We start from the raw sequence: 17543 nt of genomic DNA, 5'->3' as shown, positions 1-17543 counted from the left end.
ACCCCTTCTCTTATACATACGATTTATAAGACATCTTAGAGATTTTCTTCAATGAAAAAATGAAGAGTCCCTAACAATTTATTTAACCACCACAGCAACCATACAAAAGAGTAATCTAAAACCACTCTCTCTTTTTTGCAATTGCTGACTGCGCTGCGGCTAAGCGCGCAATTGGTATCCGAAAAGGAGAACATGAAACATAATCTAAATCATTTTCTTCACATAGAGCAATAGAAGCAGGATCGCCTCCATGTTCACCACAAATCCCCAATTTAATTTTTGCATGTTGCGAACGCCCACGCTGTGCAGCAATAGCAATAAGTTCCCCTACTCCATCACGGTCAATAGATACGAAAGGATCTTGTTCCAAAAGTCCTTTTTGAAAATATGTTGCTAAAAAAGGTGCGGCATCATCACGTGAAATACCAAAAGTGGTTTGCGTCAAATCATTTGTACCAAATGAAAAAAAATCGGCAGTTTCAGCAATTTCATCTGCTCGAAGAGCCGCCCTTGGCAGCTCAATCATCGTCCCAATCATATATTGAATAGTGCTTTCCTTCTCCTTCATTACCTCACAAGCTACCTGATCGATATGTGCTTTTACAAAATCGAGTTCAGATTTCAGTGCAACAAGTGGTACCATAATTTCAAGCATAACGGGAGATCCAGATTTCTGAGCAGCTTCTGCTGCTGCTTCAAAAATTGCCCGTGCCTGCATTTCAACAATTTCGGGATAAGTAATAGCCAAACGGCATCCTCTTAATCCAAGCATAGGGTTAAATTCATGCAACTGCCGCGCGCGCTCCACAAGAACGTCCTTAGAAACTCCCATAACCGTTGCAACATCAAGAATCTCTGCATCTGTTTTTGGTAAAAATTCATGGAGGGGTGGATCTAGCAAGCGGATAGTAACAGGCAACCCACACATAATTTCAAACAATTGGACAAAATCTGAGCGCTGCATTGGCAAAAGCTTATCTAGCGCTTTACGACGCCCGCTTTCATCATCACTTAAAATCATTTCACGCATAGCAACAATACGTTCACCAGAAAAAAACATGTGTTCTGTACGACACAGACCAATACCTTCAGCCCCAAAGGAATGTCCCATACGTGCATCAGACGGTGTTTCAGCATTGGCGCGAACTTTTATACGCCGCATCTCATCAGCCCACTCCATCAATTTTGCAAAATCTCCGCCAAGCTCAGGTTGCAACATCGCAACCTTGCCTTTAAAAATTTCTCCACTCCCACCATCAATCGTAATGACATCACCTTTTTTAAAACTTTGCCCTGAAGCAAACATTGTGTTTGTATTATAGTCAATCCGCACACTCCCTGCCCCAGAAATACATGGTTTTCCCATACCACGCGCTACAACAGCAGCATGACTTGTCATACCACCGCGCGTCGTTAAAATCCCTTCTGCAGCGTGCATACCATGAATATCTTCTGGACTTGTCTCCATGCGTACCAAAATAACTTTTCGTCCTTCTACCGATGCAGTTTCTGCCTCTTCCGAAGTAAAAACAATTTCACCAGTTGCCGCACCCGGAGAAGCAGGTAAACCACGTGCGACTACAAAACGCCCTGCTTTGGGATCAAGTGTCGGATGTAGAAGTTGATCAAGCGATTTTGCATCAATGCGCATGACCGCTTCTTCACGACTTATCAACCCCTCCTCAACCATTTCAATCGCCATTCTTAAAGCTGCACGCGCTGTTCGTTTTCCCGAACGAGTCTGCAACATCCACAATTTACCTTTTTCAATTGTAAATTCGAGATCTTGCATATCGCGATAATACTGTTCAAGCTTTTGTCCAATCTGACACAACTCCTCAAAAGCTTCTGGCATGATTTTTTCTAAAGATGGCTTGTTTGAGCCCGCAACAATACGTGCATTTTCTGTGATATTTTGCGGAGTTCGAATACCTGCTACGACATCTTCACCCTGTGCATTAACTAAAAATTCACCGTAAAGCTCTTTTTCCCCTGTTGATGGATTGCGTGTAAAAGCAACACCTGTTGCTGAATCCTCACCCATATTGCCAAACACCATCGCTTGAACATTAACTGCCGTTCCCCAACTTTCAGGAATATTATGTAAACGACGATAAGTGACAGCGCGTGCTGTCATCCAACTTGAAAAAACTGCTCCAATCGCACCCCATAATTGTTGTTCAGGATCTTGTGGAAAAGGTTTGCCTAACTTTCCTTCAATATATGCCTTGTAAGAAACAATAACATCTTGCCAATCAACCGCTGTCATTTCTGTATCAATAGCGTAACCATTGCGCACTTTTGAGTCATCAAGAATCTCTTCAAAATACGAATGCTCTAATCCCAACACAACATTCGAATACATTTGAATAAATCGGCGATAACTGTCATAAGCAAAGCGTTCATTGTTGGTCTGTAAAGCAATTGCTTTCACAGTTTCATCATTCATGCCAAGATTAAGCACTGTATCCATCATTCCTGGCATAGACGCTCGAGCTCCTGAACGAACAGAGAGTAAAAGTGGCCTTTTTTCGTTACCAAATTCACGTCCTGTTTGTTCACCAATATGCTTAAGCGCTTGTTCGACAGCTTCCTTTAATTCTTTTGGGTATGACCTGTCATATGCGTAATAAAAATTACAAACTTCTGTCGTAAGAGTAAATCCAGGAGGAACAGGCAGACCCAGATTACTCATTTCAGCTAAATTAGCCCCTTTGCCGCCGAGAAGATTGCGCTTACTTGCACTTCCTTCTGCATTACCATCACCAAAACTATAAACCCATTTTGTCATCGTACAAGTCCTTCCATATTAGCATCAAAACATCATTTGATCTGGGCTAATCCTCAAAAGCAATATTCGATTCAAAATTGGCTAAACCAAAGAAATATTAGCTTACCAATGTGCAAAACCTCTTTTCTTCGAAAAGAAGGGGAACAATCACAAATATCAATACCCATCTTCTAAAGAAAAGATTAGTTTTTAAGAAAACTATCAATCACTGAAAAGAAGGCTTCTACTGACATCACACCTTCATATTTATTACCATTAATAAAGAAGGTAGGTGTTGCATTGACACCAAGTTCTTTTCCACGCTCAAAAGACGCATTTACTTCATCTAAAATAGACTGATTTTTCAGACAGGCATTAAAACTTTCATCGGTAAAACCTGCCATTAAGCCAATTTTCTTCAACGGCGTCACAGCATCTCTCCCCCAAACCCACTCAGACTGTTTTTGAAATAAAACTTCTATCAAAGGAAAATAACGATCTTCTGGTACACAGCGCGCCAACATAAAGCCTGCCGTTGCACGAGAATCAAAAGCAAAATCTCGGAAGATAAGTTTTACTTTTCCCGTTTTGATATACTTTTTACGAATTTGAGGAAGTACATCAGTATAAAAATGTGCGCAATGAACACACGTTAATGAAGCATATTCAACAATTGTTACTGGTGCGTTTTCCTTCCCCTCAAACCTATCCTTAACCTTGCCTGATTTAAGAAGTTCGGTCATATCAACAGTTGAAACTGGTTTAACTTCATCAGCTAAAACGGTGGTTGCACTGATTTGCATGGTTGTCATTAGAGAAAAAATTATCGCGAAAGACAAAAAGGAACGACAGTTTATCATCAATAATACTTTTCTGTTGTTATTAAACGAATAAGAATCCAACACTCTTTCATATTACTAAAGAAAAATATGTAAAATACTCTGCTCTATTTATTCTTTTTTTCTGCAAAAATGCAACAGCCAAGTTCATAAAGTGATTGGCGTAAACTTTCATTCTCAACCCCCTCAAGCATTTTTTCCACGCATTTTTTGTCTTTTTCACTCAAAGATAACTTCTTCAACAACTGATCACTAAGAACCGAAATGCTCCTTTGTTCAATTTTGATGCGGTTAAGAGCAACATACCCAAAAAAACCATTAATTCTATGAATCAACTCCTCTGTCTCATGCATCAATTTCAACGCAACAAATCCTTCACACGCCACAACAAGTGTTCCAGGTTGAAAAATTTTATTTTGATCCACGCGACGTTTCCAAATAATCTTAAGTGGTACTGTATACTCAGCGATATCATGGCCTGCAATCTGTGACCAATTCTCTATAAGCGCCACATTAAGTCCTGTTCGCTTACGTAAAACTGGATCAAGCATTTTGAATATCGTCTCAGAAAGAGAATAAAAGTGGCGTTTTTGAAGTTGTTTGCTCATCTTTCTAAATCATCATCATCAAAACATTTACTAAATTATAACAATTTATTCTTTCATCTAAGAGCTCTTACCTTCAAAAATTAATTAAATATCGATAAAATCCGATACTTACTTGACAAAAAGTCCTAATAATAAGGAAAAAAAGAACTATGAATTGCAAAATTAATACTTTTTTTCTTTTGCATTTTATATCTCCCTGTGGTTGACAAAAATCATGCATGAAATTTCTTCACGCCTTCTTTCTTGGTACGATCAAAAACACCGACATCTACCATGGCGTATTACCCCAGAAGAACAAATGCAAGGCATTCACCCTGATCCTTATCGCATTTGGCTTTCTGAAATCATGCTTCAACAAACAACTGTTGAAGCTGTTAAGCCCTATTTTAAAAAATTTTTGAAACTTTGGCCTAACCTTTCTTCTTTAGCAAAAGCTTCACAAAATGATATCATGAAAGCTTGGGCGGGTCTTGGTTATTATTCACGTGCACGCAATCTTAAAAATTGTGCGAGACAGCTCGTTGAAAATCACGGAGGACAATTTCCACAATCTGTAAAAGTATTACGTACTCTATCCGGTATTGGAGACTATACTGCTGCAGCCATCGCTGCTATTGCGTTTAACCATCCTGTAGCTGTTGTTGATAGTAATGTTGAACGCGTTGTAACACGCTTATTTGCTATCACCTCAGTCTTGCCCAAAGCAAAAGCTGAAATTAAAGAAAAAACACAAAAAATTACTGCTTTAAATCGCCCTGGCGACTTTGCTCAGGCTATGATGGATCTAGGAGCGACAATTTGCACACCACGTAAACCATCTTGCCCCCTCTGCCCTCTCCAAAGTTTATGTAGAGCAGAAAAAATGCAAAAAGCAGATTTTTTTCCAATCAAAGCTCCTAAAAAAGAACGCCTTTCAAAAACTGGTGCTGCTTTTGTTGTTCTTAATGAAAAGAAGCAAATTTATCTCGAAAAGCGACAGGGTGAAAAATTACTCGGTGGTATGACCCAAATTCCTAACAATATTGGAATAAAGAACCCAAATGGACTCCAAAATGCACCCTTTACTGCCAATTGGCAATTTAAAGGACAAATTACACATGTTTTTACCCATTTTTCTTTGAAACTTGACGTTTACTATATTAGCGGTATTCGCGAAATAAAACATCAAAATGGTTGGTGGTGCGACATTCATCATCTTGCCGAACAGGCTCTCCCTACTGTGATGAAAAAAGCCATCGCCGTCGCAATTCCACATCCTTTCAAGTTAAAATAACGCCCCTCACTGAACAGATGAAGTACTTAGTAGCGTGAACTCATTAATCTTATACAATACCATTTTTTAACATCTGTGAACGTATTAATATTCTTAATTCATCTATTGATTTCAATTGTCCATTTTCCTCGTAATACCAAAATGTCCAACCGTTACAGCTTTGTAAATCTTGAGCCTTTCGCCCCATTGCATGAATAGAACCAACTTCACCACCATACATGAGAGTACCATCAGCTTTTACAATAGCAGAGACTTGCCTCTTCCGATCATAAAGAACTTCTCCAGGACGGATTAAACCCGCTTCAAGCAAACTGTTGAATGCAACACGCGGTTCTGCTTTTTTTCTACCCCAAATCGCTAATTCTGGTTCGTTTAAAGGTTGAACCTTAGCAATCCTTTCATAGGCTGCATCAATATATTGTTGTTCACGTTCAATACCCACAAAATCACGCCCCAAAAGTTTAGCAACAGCGCCTGTTGTTCCCGAGCCAAAAAACGGATCAAGAATAACGTCACCAGACTTACTAGACGCCATAATAATACGCGCTAATAAAGGTTGTGGTTTTTGTGTCGGATGTAATTTACGCCCTGCTTCATCTTTTAAACGTTCAGCACCAGTACAAAGAGGAAAAAGCCAATCTGAACGCATTTGTGTATCTTCATTGGCAGCTTTTAAGGAATCATAATTAAATGTGTATTTTTTATCCTTTTGATTTCGAACAGCCCAAATAAGCGTCTCATGAGCATTTTGAAAGCGACGCCCACGAAAATTAGGCATGGGATTATTTTTACGCCAAATTATATCATTCAGTATCCAAAAACCTAAATCTTGTAAGGCTGTACCAACCCGAAAAATATTATGGTAAGATCCAATAACCCAGAGTGTCCCATTGGGTTTTAATACACGACGACACGCAAGCAGCCATGCACGCGTAAATGCATCATAAGCAGCAAAACTCTCAAACTGATCCCACGCATCATCTACTGCATTAACAAGCGAATGATCTGGACGGTATAAAGCACCCTCTAATTGTAAATTATAAGGAGGATCGGCAAAAATCATATCAACAGAATGTTTGGGCAGTTTTTCCAGTACTGCAACACAATCTCCTTTTAAAATTTTATTACGCCATGACATCTGTGAAGAAATCTGAACAAAATCTTTTTGAAGCTGAATAACCGACATGAAATACCCAACAAAATGAATTGAAATTATCCCATAATCAAAATGACTATAGGTCCGCACTACCAAATCTATATTTACAAAATAGAGTAAATGGATCGTTAAGTTTATTCAAAATTGTTGCCTATTTTTGCAAAATTGATATTTGTTTTGCTGTTAAAAATAATAAAGCAATTTCATACTGATAAATCTTTATTTCTTCTTTTTTCGAGATACTCTTCACATATCCTTCTCTTTGTTTTATCAAAATAATAGGAATCATTTTCAAAGCATATTTTTATGAAATAAAGTCTCTTGAAGATCATTTTAAAGCAAGTTTTCAAGCTTAATAAGTAACATGTAAAGGAATATCTTATGCCTAAGATAGATCTCATTATTTTTGATTGTGATGGAGTTCTCGTAGATTCTGAATATCTCGCAGCACAAATTGGATCTCAATTACTTAAGAAAACTGGATATGAAATATCACCTGAAGAATTGAGTACGCGTTATGCAGGACTAATCTTTCTTGATATTCTTAAAAAAGTTGAACAGGAAACAGGAAAACCAACTTCTGCTCATCTTGTAGATCAGATGTCAGATCTTTTTCGAGCACAAATAAAAACTGAATTACGTGCTATCGATGGTATAAGAGAAGCGATAGAAGCGATACAATCTCGCTATCCTTATTGTATTTGCTCTAATGCAAGAAGCACAGAGATAAAAGAGATGCTCACTATCGTTGATCTCTATAATTTTTTTGATGATAAAGATAAAATATTTTCTGCTCCTGAAATCGGAACAAAAAAAACGAAACCTGCTCCTGATGTTTTTCTTTCCGCCGCACAACAATTACGCATAAAACCAAACAACACTATTGTTATAGAAGATTCACTTCATGGCGTACATGCTGCAACCGCAGCAGGCATGCGCGTTATCGGTTTTACTGGAGGATCGCATAGTTATCTTGGCCACTCTAATGCACTTGTAGAGGCTGGTGCTGAAACAGCTATCGCAAAACATGCTCATTTATTAGAAGTCTTAGAAGCAATGGCAGTATGGCAAGATTTATCATAATTAGAAATATATCAACTTACACTGTTTTTCAGTAATATTTTTACTAAAATTTTCTTACCTTGATAAAACATACCACAAGAATTAAGAGACAATTATAATAGCTGCGTATAATTAACAACTGCTCTTAATCATTTTTATCATCAGTAACTTCATTGCTACGCAATCTGCATTCTGCTCATTGTAAATAAAAATAATACATCATTTTCGCATAATAACCTGAAAATGATACAATCAGTATGCTCCTTATCCCTTTGGGGAATTGGGTAATAATGACGCAAATAAATACACTACATAAATAAGATCTACATACAATTCTTAGCTTAAAACATACAGATCATAGTATTCACCATCATGAATAAAACTGCATCAATATGCTAAGTATGATTTAGTAAAAACCTCTTTATTTAATTTCATTAAAATTTTTTAGATCTCTTTTTCTGCATATTGGAAAATAAACGACGCATTTATCAATTTATCTTATTAAAATTTAAATCACAAATTATAAAATTATATTTTGTATCTTAATTTATTATTTTAAATATGTATAAACAAAAATACTACTTATATCTTTTAGATTTTATTTAATTGTATAAAAAATATAAGATAAACTCATTTGTATTTATATCTCTGTAATTAATTTTTTGATCCTTACAAATCATATTTATTATTTAAAGATAAAATGAAGTCATTAAATTTATAATTCAATTAGCTATAATCTAAAATTAAAAAACATCCAAAATGAGAATAAAAAATACACTCTACAAATAAGAATTACATAAAAAATTCGATAAAAATCTGTAAAATATTTTTAAAAAATTTCTGTAAAATATTTATCTTATTTTATCATATATTTAATAATTAAAATAAATATAACTTCACTATGTATTTTTACTATTGATTAAATATACATAATGATATACATATCATTATTTGATATGTAAATACGTTTTGTATATATGTAATTCATTTTTACTATATTCAATGATGTATTTACTGATTTAATTAAAAATAGAATATTTGAGGTAAAATTATGAAAAAAGTACTTAGAAATCAGCTCTTGAGTATTGTAACAGTTAGTGTTTTTTTTCTTTCGCAAGTTGCAAATGTTCACGCAAATTACTTAGAAAATAACTCTCAAGCAGCCGCTCCTATTTCCGTAGTAGAACAGGGAAATAAGAAAACAATCAATATGACTGCTTTTTATATTCCAAGCTTAAATCATGGAACAGAAAATGAAATTGCCTTTGAAGGAAAAGTTGAAAAGGTAGTTGATATCATTACGCTCGGAGTAGGTATAATGAGCGCTGGATACATAATTTCAACCGTAATAAACTGGATAGCGCAAATTATATCATTCTTCAAATGACGTATAAATAATGATAAAGGAGCTTCATTATGTGTTTATTAATACCACAAAAGCACATAATGAAGCACATCTCCTTTACTACAATCATCAACCGTCGTGAAAATTTGTCGATTTCTGCATTACTGACTTCACATCTGTTCATTTATATTAATAAAAGTATTTAAGGTAAAATTATGGTTAAAGTATTTAAAAATCATGTATTCCGTGTTTTTATTGCAACATTTTTTTCTCTTTCACAAATTGTAAGTGTCAGTGCTCATGCAAATCCTTTTAGAAATAGCCCTCAGCAAGAGAATATTTCTGTTTATATAATGGAACAAGAAAAAAAGAAAGCAATTAATATGGCGGCTTTCTATATACCAAGTTTCACTTATGAAGCAAAAAATGAATCTGCTCTTGAAGGAAAAGTTGAGAAAGTAGTGGAGCCTATCACAATAGGGATTTTTGGTATTGGAATGGCAATCGGGTATGCAACAACTGCAGTGGGACTGCTATTCGGGTGGATAATAAATCTCATTATATACAAAACAAAACAGTAAAGCTCACAAAATTTCTTTTTCAAATATGGAAACTTAATAATTCAGTATAGAAAATGAAAATAGCTTACACTTTGTACTCATTATTACCTATAAAACGCATCGTTAATTCTTGTGAGTAAAAACGATCTTAAAAACTTTCTTCCAGCGCATCTCTTAGCTTTATCGATGCATTTGATTAGTGATCAATTAAAGATATTTGAGGTAAAATTATGATTAAAGTATTTAAAAATCATGTATTCCGTGTTTTTATCGCGGTGTTTTTTTCTCTTTCACAAATTATAAATGCTCATGCAAATCATTTGAGAAATAGCCCTCAGCAAGAGAATATTTCTGTTTCTGTAATGGAACAAGGAAAAAAGAAAGTAATCAATATGGCTACTTTCTATGTGCCAAGTTTCACTTATGAAGCAAAAAATGAACCTGCTCTTGAAGGAAAAATTGAAAAGGTGTTTGAGCCCATTACGTTAGGAATTTTTACTACCGTAGGAGCTCTAAGTTTTGGTTTCCTGATAGGATCTATCATGGGTATGTTTACTGGTATACTTGGATGGGCAGTAGGTAAAACTAAAGGCAAATAACCCCCAATTATCCGATTACTTTTTTCTTTTTTTAAAATAATTTTTTAATTGCAGTCTGTCTCACATAATAGGGCAGACTGTTTTTTGTATTTTCTATAAATAACCTTAGCTACATACCAATAATACTGCGTAGCAAATATAATACCCATTAGTAATGCCATGAAATTACCTCATAAATCCTTCAACATAAATCATACTATACTATTTTGAAAAAGACTAATTTGTATATGATTTTTTTATTATACAAAATAAGAACAGAAAAATAACTACGAATAATTGATTTTGTGCAAGGAATTTTTTCAATAAATACTATTATCTATAGTTATCTCATTATTGAGGAAAATATATCAATTAACATGAATTGCAAAATAAGCGAATGAATAATAGAAAAAGGTCTCTTGTCTATGACAAATTTTTCATAAATATTTATGTTTTAATTTTTAAAAACAGAAATGGCTAATGTCATTTCTTTTCATTATTTATAAGAATAAGCAAATAAATTTCTATTGATTTAATAATTTAAATATCATGAAAAACATGAAATAAATAACTTCGCCAACTTATCAGAAATAAACGAAGGAAAAAACTTATGCAATATATCAGCACGAGAGGTGAAGCTCCTGCCTTAGGCTTTATTGAAACTATTATGACTGGACTGGCTAGTGATGGTGGACTTTATCTTCCAGAAAAATTTCCCCAATTATCATTCGATGCATTACGAGCGCTTCGTGGTCAATCCTATATGACAATCGCTAAAACCATTCTTTGGCCCTTTATGAATAACGAAATCGAATATACTTCTTTTGAAAATATGATTTCTGAGTCTTATGCTTCCTTTCACCATCCAGCGACCTGTCCGTTACTGCAAACTGGACCAAATGAATTTATTCTTGAACTTTTTCACGGTCCTACTTTGGCATTTAAAGATGTCGCAATGCAGTTTCTTTCTCGACTGATGGATTATGTTCTCATCAAAAAAAATAAATGCGCAACAATTATTGCTGCCACATCAGGTGATACAGGTGGTGCTGCAATACAAGCTTTTGCTGGAAGAGAATATTCAGACGTTTTTATTTTGTTTCCTAAAGGGCGCGTATCACCCGTTCAGCAGCGGCAAATGACGACCAGTCACAACACAAATGTGCATGCCATAGCCATTGAAGGGAGTTTTGATGACTGCCAAGCACTGGTGAAAGCAATGTTTAATGACTATAATTTCCGGCAAAAAAAAGCGCTTTCGGGAGTTAATTCTATAAATTGGGCACGTATTATAGCGCAAACTGTTTATTATTTTTCATCTGCACTTTCTTTGGGTGCTCCTGATAGAGCTGTCTCATTTACTGTTCCTACTGGAAATTTTGGTGATATTTTTGCAGGTTATGTTGCTGCCCGTATGGGGTTACCCATTGCCCAATTGGTCATTGCAACAAATGATAATGACATCCTCGTACGCACATTAACCAGCGGCACTTATGAAACACGGACGATAACCTATACAACATCACCCTCTATGGATATTCAAGCCTCTTCTAATTTTGAACGCTTACTGTTTGAAAGTAGCGATCGTGATCCTGTGTGGATTCGCAATGCGATGGAAAACTTGAAAAAATCAGGATGTTTTAATCTTAATGAAAAGCAGCTCAAAAATATTCGTTCCCTGTTTTCTGCAGGGAAAAGTAGCATAGCTGAAACAGCAAAAACAATTGACAGTGTTTATAAAGAAAGCGGCTATCTCGTTGATCCACATACAGCTGTTGCGCTTAAAGTAGCTCGTGAAAACAGACAACCACATATTCCAATGATCGTTCTTTCTACTGCTCATCCTGCTAAATTTCCTGACGCCATTAAAAACGCCTGTGGACTTAATGCCCCATGGCCATCTCGTCTCAACAATTTAATGGAACGCGAAGAACATTTTATAGGTCTTGCTAATGATGAAAAAATAGTCAAAAATTACATTTCTTTAAAATCGCGTGCATCTTATTAAAGTTAGCTGCATTAATTCAAATCAATAATATTCCAATACTCTTAATAATTAAAGTATTTGGCTTGTTTAACGGAGTCGTGAACACATGGGTGTAGATATCAGCCGCCTGAGTAATGGTTTGACCATCGCCACACATACAATGCAACAAATTGACAGTGTAGCTCTCGGAATATGGGTTAAAGTTGGCTCACGTAATGAAACCTTTACACAGCATGGAATCGCCCATCTTCTTGAACATATGGCTTTCAAAGGAACGGAAAACCGTACAGCCTTTCAGATTGCAAGTGATATTGAAGATGTTGGTGGTGAAATCAACGCTACCACCAGTACGGAAACAACTGCCTATTTTGCACGTGTACTTAAAAACGATATTCCGCTTGCAATTGACATTCTAGCCGATATTTTAATGCATTCAAAATTTGATGAGGATGAATTAGAACGAGAAAAACAAGTGGTTTTTCAAGAAATTGGTGCCGCTCGTGATGTTCCTGATGATGTCGTTTTTGATCACTTTACTGAAACAGCCTTTCGTCATCAGTCGCTTGGTCGCTCTATTTTAGGAACACCGAAAACCGTTCAATCATTTACATCTGCTGACCTTCATAGTTTTATGAATCAACACTATAGCGCAGACCGTATGATCGTAGTTGCAGCAGGCGCTGTACAACACAAAAATTTCCTGCAAGAGGTCGAAAGTCGCCTTAGCACTTTTCGTCCTCACTCAACAGAGCCTCTCACAAACCTTGCGAATTATGTCGGAGGCGATTTTCGTGAATATCGCGATCTAATGGACACACAAGTTGTTCTTGGTTTTGAAGGACGCGCCTATCATGCGCGTGATTTTTATGCTGCACAAATTCTTTCAATCATTCTTGGTGGAGGTATGTCATCACGACTCTTTCAAGAAGTGAGAGAAAAACGTGGATTATGCTATTCTATTTATGCTTTTCATTGGGGATTTTCAGATATCGGACTTTTTGGCCTTCACGCTGCCACCGGACAAGAAAAACTAAAAGAACTGCTTCCTGTAATTCTCGACGAGCTCTCTAAGGTAAGCAAAAGCATCCACGCCAATGAACTTCAACGAGCACGAGCACAATATCGAGCTACCCTTACAATGGCGCAGGAAAATCCATCTAGTCAAGCCAGTTTCATTGCCCGTCAAATGCTTCTTTATGGCAGAGAGATTTCACTATCTGAAATAATTGAACGCTTAGAGCTTATTACTCCCGCAAGATTAATTGATTTAGCTGGCCGTCTTTTTATCAATACTACTCCAACATTAGCAGCTGTTGGACCTGTTGGCTCTCTCATGCATTTCGATAACTTAACATCAACACTTTCATCAAATATAAAGTAGGTTTAAATAAACCTTTTTCAAACGCTTTATGCATTATTCCCTATGATGAAGTGTAAAAAAAGAGCTGTATATAATAATATGCGTCTTATGATAAAATTTACCACAAAAATTCTTCTCCCTGAATAAGTTTGGAAAATATTTCTCAAAGAGGTATACAAAACTACCCAACTCACACTTCATGTGATAATAACTCTAGTCAATATATATCTGTGAACTAAAAACCAATGGCTTATTTTTTTCTCTCCTAAAAATAAAATTCCATCGGTTTCAAGCCCCATTGAGGCAAGCAGATATCTAATTTATATTTGTATGTAATCGGCGTAACTTTTTAAAAGAAAACAATAACTGCTTGTTATGTATAATAAATTATAAAAGGTGGACGTATTTTCTTGAAAAGATTTAAAATTAAACATCATAAAAAATACTGAAAGTGAAACATTGTGAAGAGTTTGCGTAAAATAATTAACATTATCTTTGTTATGGTTCTAAGCTCTTTTGTCCATCTTACATCAGTAAAAGCAATTGAGCCTATCAAAATCTCTTCTCAAGATGCCGCTCTTGATCTTTCAAGAGCAATCGAAATTCATCATACGGACAACTCTATCTTTCAAACAAGTACAGTGCCAGGACCAGATGGTATTGTATGGCGCATTGAAGTGCAGGCAAAAAATGCAAAATTTTCTGGAAACTGGGCAGTATTTTCTCTTGCAAATCCCACAGACGAACAAATTGACCGTCTTATTGTTGTCCCCCATTATCGTATGGCACACTCCGGTTTTCTTTGGCCTGACCTTGGATCAGCACGGATTCAATCCATCACGCCAAGCGAAGGTTTTTCCCTTGATCGTCAATCCAGTGCAAACTCTGATATCTTCCGTATTACACTTAACCCTGGCGCTATCGTTACATTTGTCGCAGAACTTAATTCTGCAAATTTGCCACAAATCTATTTATGGAAACCTGAAGCCTATAAGGATGCCATTAATTCTTATACGCTTTACCATGGTATTCTTCTTGGTATATCAGGTCTTTTAGCGCTTCTCTTAACTGTTCTTTTCGTCGTTCGTGGCACAGTTCTTTTTCCTGCAACAGCTGCTATCGCCTGGGCGGTGCTTTTTTATATTGGCATCGACTTCAACTTTTTAAATAAATTCTTTGCTGTTACATTAACAACACAACCAATTTGGCGTGCTGGTACAGAAGTAGCACTTGCAGCCACACTCTTTATTTTCCTTTTCACCTATCTATGCCTTAACCGCTGGCACTATCACTTCAGTTATGGTGCAATTGTGTGGACTATCGCTCTTTGTGGTCTGGGAGCGTTTGCTGTTTATGACCCCACTAGAGCAGCTGGAATCGCTCGTTTGTCATTTGGCCTCACCGCTATACTTGGTATTATTTTAATTAGCTATTTTTCCATCCGAAGCTATGACCGTGCAATCATGCTTATACCAACATGGTTGCTTATTAGCTGCTGGTGTTTAGGGGCCTATGCCTGCATAGCAGGATATTTAAACAATGACATTATCCAACCAGCTTTATCAGGTGGACTAGTGCTGATTGTGCTTCTCATCAGCTTTACTGTCATGCAACAAACTTTTTCCAATGATGCTTTCCATGAAGGAATATTTTCTGACCTTGAACAGCAAGTGCTCGCAGCAAAAGGAGCTGGAAATATTATTTGGGATTGGAATGTCGAACGTGATCGCATTGTTGTGCATCCAGATATGAAGCCCCTCTTTGGGACTGAAACCCACAAACTCAATGGTCCTATGCAAAACTGGATTTCAGCTTTGCACCATGATGATCGTGAACGCTTTCAAGCCGTATTGGATATCATTCTTAAAAACAAAAAAGGACGCATTGATCAAATTTTCCGGCTTTCTTCCGGTGGTGGTTATTATCATTGGTTTTCTCTTCGTGCACGTCCAGCTATGCAAAAAGATGGAAAAATTATCCGTGTCATTGGCACCATAGTTAATATTACTAACCACAAGAAAGCCGAAGAACGTTTATTGCATGATGCAATCCACGACAGCTTAACGGGACTCCCTAATCAACAAATTTTTTTCGATAGACTACAAAACTATACCTCTTTGGCTAAAGAAAATATTAAAATTAGACCAACTGTCTTTATGATTGACTTTGACAATTTCCGTCAAATTAATCACAAATTAGGCATAGCTGTTGGTGACACAGTATTGCTTATTATAGCACGCCGCTTGAGCCGTCTTATTAACTTTCAAGATACCTTGTCACGTCTTTCTGCAGACCGTTTTGCAATCATTTTACTCAGTGAAACTGAACCGCAAAAAATTGCAACATTTGCAGATCATCTGCACAAAACAATTTCAGCACCTATTGCACTTACAGAAAAGAAAATAAAGCTTTCAACATCAATTGGGCTAGTCACGTGGAGTGAAAATAGATCAACGGCCAAAGATATTTTAAATGACAGTGAACTAGCGATGATCCGCGCAAAACAAATGGGAGGAAACCATATTGAACCTTTTCGCCCCAATTTTCGCACGTTAGGCCTCGAGCATAATACTATGGGACAAGACGTTCATTATGCTATAAAACGTAATGAAATAAAAATTCTCTACCATCCTATTCTTAATTTATCAGATGGACATATTATTGGTTTTGAGACAATTGTAGAATGGCATCATCCAAATTATGGAAATCTTAATATCTCTGATTTTATCAAGATCGTAGAAAACGAACAAATCGTTATGGATTTTGCAGAATTTATCATCGACAATGCCGTTATTGATCTTATAAATGTACAAGAAAAATTCTTTCAACAATCTTTCTTTATTTCAATCAATTTACCAAGCCCGGAAATGGTTCATCCTCGCTTTATAAGTCAATTGCGCTCCACTCTGCTTCGCCACCCACTCAGCAAAGGGAGATTGATGATAGAAATATCGGAATTTGTCTTGAGAAAAAATCCTGAACAATCAGCGCACTTTCTTGAACAAATTAAAGCACTGGGACTGAATCTCGCACTGGATAATTTTGGAACAGGTTATTCATCACTTGCATATCTCGTCCGTTATCCATTTGACATGGTTAAATTAGATCGTTCACTTATCTCAATCGATTCGATTAAGAAAAAACTTATTCTCAAATCTATTATTAATATGGCAATTGATCTTAATTTACAAATCATCGCAGAAGGCGTTGAAAATGAAAAAGAAGCGATTTTCCTACGTCAAGAAGGCTGTAAATATGTTCAAAGCACACTTGTTACTAAGCCAGTTGCCATCGAAGAGTTAATCACTCTCGTTCAAAATCACTTCCCTTATAAAAACAAACCATAGGAGAGAAAATACTGTTAAATAAAAACTCGGGAAATAGTAAAATTCTTTACGCGTGCCCCATTTCAGAAACAAGATAGGTCGGATTAATTCCCATACGGATTAAACTTTCATCATATTTGCGACTTAAATCGCTTTCGAAAAGAAAACTAGGCGATGTTGAGCTTATCAGCCAACCGTTTGTAGAAATTTCTGCCTCAAGCTGTCCCGCTTTCCATCCAGCGTAACCTAGTGCGATCAATGCATGTTGAGGACCTTTTTCACAACTGATTGCTTTTAGTATATCAATTGTTGCAGTAAAACAGATCTTATCCGCAACAAGAACGGTTTCTTCACAAGCATAATCATCCGAATGAAGCACAAAACCACGTGAAGGATCAACAGGTCCACCATAGCGTACGGGAAACTTTTTTATTGGTTCAGAAAGATGTTGTTTTTGACCACTGTTTATGACCCCAAGATGAAGCAAAAGCTCAGGAAAATCAATATGGTGCAATTGATTAAGAATAATCCCCATAGCACCAGCATCAGAATGTGCACAAATATAAATAACAGAACGAATAAAACGTTTGTCATTCATCCCAGGCATTGCTATGAGTAACTGTCCACCTAAAAAGCCATCACGTTGCTTCATTAATTTGTTATTCTCCATAGCTTACAT

Annotated in this window: 13 protein-coding genes; 8 read left to right on the top strand and 5 right to left on the bottom strand. The window is 36.3% G+C overall.

Annotation, left to right across the window (positions count from 1 at the left end):
* Positions 1-115 precede the first annotated feature (115 nt).
* From ppdK to O9A_RS03265, 3 genes are all read right to left on the bottom strand, one after another.
* Positions 116-2791, bottom strand: coding sequence for a pyruvate, phosphate dikinase (ppdK, locus tag O9A_RS03275; RefSeq protein ID WP_034458753.1), 2676 nt, complete (start codon positions 2789-2791; stop codon positions 116-118).
* 182 nt (positions 2792-2973) lie between these two features.
* The gene (locus O9A_RS03270; RefSeq protein ID WP_034458751.1) at positions 2974-3630 is read right to left on the bottom strand and encodes a DsbA family protein; all 657 of its coding nucleotides are present in this window, start codon (positions 3628-3630) and stop codon (positions 2974-2976) included.
* Positions 3631-3716: 86 nt separating this feature from the next.
* Entirely contained in the window at positions 3717-4217 is a 501-nt protein-coding gene (locus tag O9A_RS03265; RefSeq protein WP_034458749.1) for a DUF721 domain-containing protein, read from the bottom strand.
* 214 nt (positions 4218-4431) lie between these two features.
* On the opposite strand from O9A_RS03265, the gene mutY reads away from it, so the two are divergent.
* Positions 4432-5490 (top strand): A/G-specific adenine glycosylase, encoded by a 1059-nt coding sequence (gene mutY / locus O9A_RS03260; RefSeq protein WP_051665558.1) that lies wholly within the window; start codon positions 4432-4434, stop codon positions 5488-5490.
* 49 nt (positions 5491-5539) lie between these two features.
* Here mutY and O9A_RS03255 read toward each other — a convergent pair whose 3' ends face one another.
* A complete protein-coding gene (locus tag O9A_RS03255; RefSeq protein ID WP_425348744.1) occupies positions 5540-6628 on the bottom strand; it encodes a site-specific DNA-methyltransferase in 1089 nt (362 codons plus the stop codon).
* A gap of 399 nt (positions 6629-7027) precedes the next feature.
* Between O9A_RS03255 and O9A_RS03250 the strand changes: the two genes are divergently transcribed.
* The 7 genes from O9A_RS03250 to O9A_RS03220 all read left to right on the top strand — a co-directional run bounded on the left by O9A_RS03250 (position 7028) and on the right by O9A_RS03220 (position 16885).
* Positions 7028-7729 carry an HAD family hydrolase gene (locus tag O9A_RS03250; protein ID WP_034458743.1) on the top strand — a complete coding sequence of 234 codons (702 nt, stop codon included), beginning with the start codon at positions 7028-7030 and terminating at the stop codon, positions 7727-7729.
* A gap of 1030 nt (positions 7730-8759) precedes the next feature.
* Positions 8760-9095: a hypothetical protein gene (locus O9A_RS03245; protein ID WP_034458741.1), complete on the top strand. Its 336-nt coding sequence runs from the start codon at positions 8760-8762 to the stop codon at positions 9093-9095.
* A 173-nt stretch (positions 9096-9268) separates the two neighbouring features.
* Complete coding sequence (locus O9A_RS03240) at positions 9269-9634, top strand: hypothetical protein (RefSeq protein ID WP_034458739.1); 366 nt, start codon at positions 9269-9271, stop codon at positions 9632-9634.
* A 209-nt stretch (positions 9635-9843) separates the two neighbouring features.
* Positions 9844-10212: a hypothetical protein gene (locus O9A_RS03235; RefSeq protein WP_034458736.1), complete on the top strand. Its 369-nt coding sequence runs from the start codon at positions 9844-9846 to the stop codon at positions 10210-10212.
* Positions 10213-10801: 589 nt separating this feature from the next.
* Positions 10802-12199 carry a threonine synthase gene (thrC, locus tag O9A_RS03230; RefSeq protein WP_034458734.1) on the top strand — a complete coding sequence of 466 codons (1398 nt, stop codon included), beginning with the start codon at positions 10802-10804 and terminating at the stop codon, positions 12197-12199.
* 85 nt (positions 12200-12284) lie between these two features.
* Complete coding sequence (locus O9A_RS03225; protein ID WP_034458732.1) at positions 12285-13559, top strand: M16 family metallopeptidase; 1275 nt, start codon at positions 12285-12287, stop codon at positions 13557-13559.
* Positions 13560-13999: 440 nt separating this feature from the next.
* Positions 14000-16885: an EAL domain-containing protein gene (locus O9A_RS03220; RefSeq protein ID WP_034458730.1), complete on the top strand. Its 2886-nt coding sequence runs from the start codon at positions 14000-14002 to the stop codon at positions 16883-16885.
* Positions 16886-16931: 46 nt separating this feature from the next.
* On the opposite strand, the gene O9A_RS03215 is transcribed toward O9A_RS03220, so the two are convergent.
* Positions 16932-17516, bottom strand: coding sequence for a YqgE/AlgH family protein (locus O9A_RS03215; protein WP_034458728.1), 585 nt, complete (start codon positions 17514-17516; stop codon positions 16932-16934).
* Between the last annotated feature and the right edge of the window lie 27 nt (positions 17517-17543).

The sequence above is a fragment of the Bartonella koehlerae C-29 genome (assembly GCF_000706625.1).
Taxonomy (GTDB): domain Bacteria; phylum Pseudomonadota; class Alphaproteobacteria; order Rhizobiales; family Rhizobiaceae; genus Bartonella; species Bartonella koehlerae.
Note: the sequence above shows the minus strand (reverse complement) of the source record. Positions and strands in the feature narration are given on the sequence as shown.

Coding starts and splice junctions, on each gene's coding strand:
- ppdK (WP_034458753.1), bottom strand. CDS start 2,791: ATGACAAAATGGGTTTATAGTTTTGGTGATGGTAATGCAGAAGGAAGT.
- O9A_RS03270 (WP_034458751.1), bottom strand. CDS start 3,630: ATGATAAACTGTCGTTCCTTTTTGTCTTTCGCGATAATTTTTTCTCTA.
- O9A_RS03265 (WP_034458749.1), bottom strand. CDS start 4,217: ATGAGCAAACAACTTCAAAAACGCCACTTTTATTCTCTTTCTGAGACG.
- mutY (WP_051665558.1), top strand. CDS start 4,432: ATGCATGAAATTTCTTCACGCCTTCTTTCTTGGTACGATCAAAAACAC.
- O9A_RS03255 (WP_425348744.1), bottom strand. CDS start 6,628: ATGTCATGGCGTAATAAAATTTTAAAAGGAGATTGTGTTGCAGTACTG.
- O9A_RS03250 (WP_034458743.1), top strand. CDS start 7,028: ATGCCTAAGATAGATCTCATTATTTTTGATTGTGATGGAGTTCTCGTA.
- O9A_RS03245 (WP_034458741.1), top strand. CDS start 8,760: ATGAAAAAAGTACTTAGAAATCAGCTCTTGAGTATTGTAACAGTTAGT.
- O9A_RS03240 (WP_034458739.1), top strand. CDS start 9,269: ATGGTTAAAGTATTTAAAAATCATGTATTCCGTGTTTTTATTGCAACA.
- O9A_RS03235 (WP_034458736.1), top strand. CDS start 9,844: ATGATTAAAGTATTTAAAAATCATGTATTCCGTGTTTTTATCGCGGTG.
- thrC (WP_034458734.1), top strand. CDS start 10,802: ATGCAATATATCAGCACGAGAGGTGAAGCTCCTGCCTTAGGCTTTATT.
- O9A_RS03225 (WP_034458732.1), top strand. CDS start 12,285: ATGGGTGTAGATATCAGCCGCCTGAGTAATGGTTTGACCATCGCCACA.
- O9A_RS03215 (WP_034458728.1), bottom strand. CDS start 17,516: ATGAAGCAACGTGATGGCTTTTTAGGTGGACAGTTACTCATAGCAATG.